The sequence below is a fragment of the Klenkia terrae genome, assembly GCF_900491935.1.
Lineage (GTDB): Bacteria > Actinomycetota > Actinomycetes > Mycobacteriales > Geodermatophilaceae > Klenkia > Klenkia terrae.
On the sequence record NZ_UEXK01000008.1, the window covers coordinates 1 to 4,182 of the forward strand.

Sequence of the window (4,182 nt, forward strand, 5' to 3'; positions counted from 1 at the left end):
GTGCCCGCCGCCCATCCGGCCGCCGGACGGGCGGCGGGCACCGGGCGGGCGACCGAGGCGGCCGAGACCGGGCGGCCGACCGGACGGGGGCCGGGCTGCGAGGGGCGGACCTGGTAGGCGCGCTGGGGCATGGTCATGGTGTTTCTCCTCCGCTACTGCACGTATCGGTCCGTCGGCTTCCCCACCGGCGGTCGGGTCACGTACGTGCTGGGAGAAACGTTAGGGGCCTGGTGGGGCAGAAGCGATGGGTGAATCGAACAGGCGGACCGGTCCGTCCTGGTCACTTGTCGACACGACTGACAGTGCTCGGTTGTTCACGGGGCGTCTATGACATGTCGACACGGCGACACGGCCCCTCAGCCCCGGCACATGTTCCCAACACGAACCGTTCGGCGTTGTGCACTCACGCAGCGTGAGCACCGGAAGAAATTTCCGCCGATCAGCGGCCGAGCTCCACCGAACGGTCGTGCGCGGCCTCGATCGCGGCGATCAGGGCGGCCCGGACGCCGTGCCGCTCGAGCTCGCGGATGGCGGCGATCGTCGTCCCCCCGGGGCTGGTGACCGCCTCGCGCAGCTGCACGGGGTGCTCCCCGGAGTCCCGCAGCATCGTGGCCGCGCCCAAGGCGGTCTGCACGATCAGGTCGGCGGCCAGCGTGCGCGGCAGGCCGAGCAGGATCCCCGCGTCGATCATGGCCTCGACCAGGAAGAAGAAGTAGGCCGGCCCGCTGCCCGACAGCGCGGTGACGGCGTCCTGCTGGGACTCCGGCACCCGCCGCACCTGCCCCACGGCCGACAGCAGGGCCTCGGCCTCGTCCAGGTGCTCGGGGGTGGCGTGTGCGCCCGCGGACAGCACGCTCATCCCCTCGTCGACCAACGCCGGGGTGTTGGGCATGACCCGGACGACGGCCGTCCCGGTGGGCAGCGCGGCCTCGATGCGGGCGGTGGGCACGCCCGCGGCGACCGACACGACCAGGTGACCCGGGTCGACGTGCGGGGCCAGCAGCGCCAGCAGCGCGTCGACGTCCTGCGGCTTGACCGCCACCAGCAGGACCCGGCAAGCCGCCGCGGCGCCCGCCAGGTCCAGGGACCGGACGCCGTACCGCTGGACCAGCTGGGCGGCCCGCTCGGGGCTCCGCTCCACCACGACGATGCCCTCGGCGGCGCCGGGTCGGCGGACCAGCCCGGAGACCAGCGCCTCCCCGATCTTGCCGCCGCCGACGACGGCGAGCCCGGAACGCTGCGGTGTGGGTGCGCTGGTCACCCGCAGGACGCTAGCGGGGCGACCTGGGCCCCGGTGCGGACGGCGGCCTAGATGAGTAAGTCCGATTGGATCAGTGGTCGTAGGCGATCAGTGATCTTGTGACTGGTTGGCCGGTGGCGCGGTTGTGCCAGATCGCGGCGGTCAGGGCCAGCAGTCGTTGAGCGATGCGTGCCAGGTAGTCGTCGATGCGGACATAGAGTGAGGTCAGGAGGGTGTTGAGGTCGGTCGTCACAACCCGTACCCCAGCACCCTCCGCCCTGAAATCACACCCGTGTCATTCGGACTTACTCATCTAGGTGCCGGCGAGCAGCCCGGCCGCGGGGACGACGACCAGCAGGGTGCCGGCGAACAGCAGCAGCACCAGCAGACGGGTCTCCATCGGCCCCTGCCCGTGCCGGCTGCGCCAGAAGGACACCCCGCCCACCATGCCGGCGATGGCCAGCGGCGCGGCCACCACCGCGGCGTAGGGCAGCAGCTCCCACAGCACGGTGAACAGGTAGTAGACGCCGACCCCGACGGCCAGGGCGAGCACCAGCTCGCCGACGAACCGGGCCCAGGCCACCGCGCTCTGCGCCCGGGTGAGCGGCTCGGCCCCCTCGTCCTCCCTGGTGGGCAGCACGATCTTCGGGATCGGGCCGGTCGAGGGCACCTCGGGCGAGCCGGCCCGGGAGCCGACCCCGGCCGGGAAGCCGGGCGTGCGCCCGGTGCGCATGCCCGGGATCGCCGCCGTGGTGGGGCCGGGCTCCCCGGCGACCGGCTGCTCGACGGTCGAGGGGGCGGGCTCGGGTGCGCGGCGCCGGCCGAACCGGGACCCGGTCTCCGGGGTGGCCCGCGCGACGGGCTTGGGCGCCCGGGCGTCCAGGGGCGGCGGCGGGGTGGTGTCCGCGGTCCGCCGGGCGCCGGTGCGCCGGTCGGCGACCCGGCGGTCGTCGCCGCCGGGTCCGGAGGTATCGGCCGGGCCCGGGCGGGAGCCCTCGTCGCGGGCCTCCTTGTCCGCCCGCGTCTCCTCGACCGTGCGCTTGCGCCGCGCCGGGCGCACCGGGCCGGTGGTCCCCGGCCGGGTGCCGGCGTCGGACTCCAGGCCGTGCTCGCGGAGGATCTCCGCCAGCGAGCGGACGGAGTGGTCGGCGTCGCTCATGCGCCCTCCAACCCGTCCAGTCGTCGCAGGATGACGCCCTCGCGCAGCGCCCACGGGCAGATTGCCACGAGCGGGACGTCCACCGCACGCATGGCCGCCCGCGCCACGACCGCGCCGGCCGGCACCTGGTGCGCGCGGTCCACCGAGACGCCGTTGAGCTCGGCCAGCGCCGAGGAGTCGATGCGGGACACGAACCCGACCAGCTGGCCCAGGCCGACGGCGGTGAGCTGCCGGGGTACCCGCAGTCCCGCGGAGTAGGGCGCGGCACCGGTCAGCCGGGCCAGCGTGCGGAAGGTCTTCGAGGTGGCCACCACCAGGTCCGGCACACCGGCCGCGGCCAGCCGTCGTCCGGCCGGGGCCAGCAGGCGGGAGGCGTGCGCGTCCAGCTCCTCCAGGGCGGCGAGGTCCGGCCGCCCACCGGCCTCGGCCGAGGGCAGGAACCGGCGGGGCATCCGGCCGGCACCCAGCGGCACCGACAGGGCGACGTCGGGGTCCTCGTCGATGCCGGTGGCCAGCTCCAGGGAGCCGCCGCCGATGTCGAGCACCAGGATCCGGCCGGCGCTCCAGCCGAACCACCGCCGGACGGCGAGGAACGTCAGCCGGGCCTCGTCCTCCCCGCTGAGCACCTGCAGCTGCACGCCGGTCGCCTCGACGACCCGCTCCAGCACCTTGGCCCCGTTCGAGGCCTCCCGGATGGCGGAGGTGACAAAGCCGAGCAGCTCCTCGCAGCCCTGCTCGGTGGCCACCTCGCGGGCCCGCCGCACGGCCGCCAGGAGGCCCTTCTCCCCCGCCTTGGACAGCACGCCGTCGGCGCCCACGTGCTCGGCCAGCCGCAGCACCGTCTTGTCCGAGTGGGCCGGTGTCGGGTGGGCGCCGCGGTGGGCGTCGACCACCAGGAGGTGCACTGTGTTCGAACCCACGTCGAGCACTCCCAGCCGCATGACCGGACAGTCTGCCGGGTCCTCCCCGCACAGGGGCCACGTGGTGCACTGGACCCGTGCAGGCGCCGCCGGAGGAAGTCGACCCCGACCACGCCCGGGAGTGGCTGGAGTTCACCGACCCGGCCGACCCCGAGCACCGCGTGCGGGCCGACCTGACCTGGCTGACCTCGGCCTGGACCTGCGTCTACGGGCGCGGCTGCGCCGGCGTGGTCGCCGGGCGGGCCGAGGACGGGTGCTGCAACCACGGGGCGTTCTTCACCGACACCGACGACCTCGAGCGGGTCGGTGCCGCGGTCGCCGAGCTCACCGACGCCGACTGGCAGCGCCGTCCGCGGTGGGCGGGCGACTGGACCGAGGCCGACGACCTGGACGACGACGACCAGGCGCTGCGCACCCGCGTGGTGGACGGCGCCTGCGTGTTCCTCAACCGCGCCGACCACCCCGGCGGCGGCGGGTGCGCGCTGCACGGGCTGGCGCTGCGCACCGGCCGGCACCCACTGGAGACCAAGCCCGACGTCTGCTGGCAGCTGCCGGTGCGCCGGGAGCAGGAGTGGGTGGACCGGCCCGACGACACCCGGGTGCTGGTCAGCAGCATCGGGGAGTTCGACCGCCGCGGGTGGGGTCCCGGCGGGCACGACCTGCACTGGTGGTGCACCGGGTCCCCCACCGCGCACGTCTCGGCCGAGCCGCTGGTCGACACCTACGCCGCCGAGCTGACCGAGCTGCTCGGCCCCGCCGCCTACCGGGAGCTACGCCGGCTGACCCATGCCCGCCTCGACCTCGGCCTGGTGGCCCCGCACCCCGCCAGGCGTTCCGGACCCGCTTGGGCTCAGGTGGGGCGG

The 4,182-nt window shown here is 75.0% G+C and carries 4 protein-coding genes and 1 pseudogene; 1 reads left to right on the forward strand and 4 read right to left on the reverse strand.

Annotated elements, in window-relative coordinates; all coding sequences use genetic code 11:
- Positions 1-439 precede the first annotated feature (439 nt).
- The 4 genes and pseudogenes from proC to LFA75_RS23530 form a co-directional block, all read right to left on the reverse strand.
- Positions 440-1,261 carry a pyrroline-5-carboxylate reductase gene (proC, locus tag LFA75_RS23515; protein ID WP_225236141.1) on the reverse strand — a complete coding sequence of 274 codons (822 nt, stop codon included), beginning with the start codon at positions 1,259-1,261 and terminating at the stop codon, positions 440-442.
- A gap of 70 nt (positions 1,262-1,331) precedes the next feature.
- Positions 1,332-1,433: pseudogene (locus tag LFA75_RS24355) on the reverse strand (IS982 family transposase); the annotation flags it as partial.
- 120 nt (positions 1,434-1,553) lie between these two features.
- Positions 1,554-2,399 (reverse strand): hypothetical protein, encoded by an 846-nt coding sequence (locus LFA75_RS23525; RefSeq protein ID WP_225236142.1) that lies wholly within the window; start codon positions 2,397-2,399, stop codon positions 1,554-1,556.
- Positions 2,396-3,340, reverse strand: a complete 945-nt coding sequence (locus LFA75_RS23530; RefSeq protein ID WP_225236143.1) for a Ppx/GppA phosphatase family protein — start codon at positions 3,338-3,340, stop codon at positions 2,396-2,398. Before LFA75_RS23530 ends, LFA75_RS23525 begins: the two co-directional genes overlap by 4 nt.
- Positions 3,341-3,396: 56 nt before the next feature.
- On the opposite strand from LFA75_RS23530, the gene LFA75_RS23535 reads away from it, so the two are divergent.
- Positions 3,397-4,182, forward strand: a 786-nt coding sequence (locus LFA75_RS23535; RefSeq protein WP_225236144.1) for a hypothetical protein, incomplete at its 3' end; no start/stop codon positions are given.

Excerpts from the sequence above, each read along its gene's own strand:
- LFA75_RS23525 (WP_225236142.1), bottom strand. The coding sequence starts at position 2,399 with ATGAGCGACGCCGACCACTCCGTCCGCTCGCTGGCGGAGATCCTCCGC.
- LFA75_RS23530 (WP_225236143.1), bottom strand. The coding sequence starts at position 3,340 with ATGCGGCTGGGAGTGCTCGACGTGGGTTCGAACACAGTGCACCTCCTG.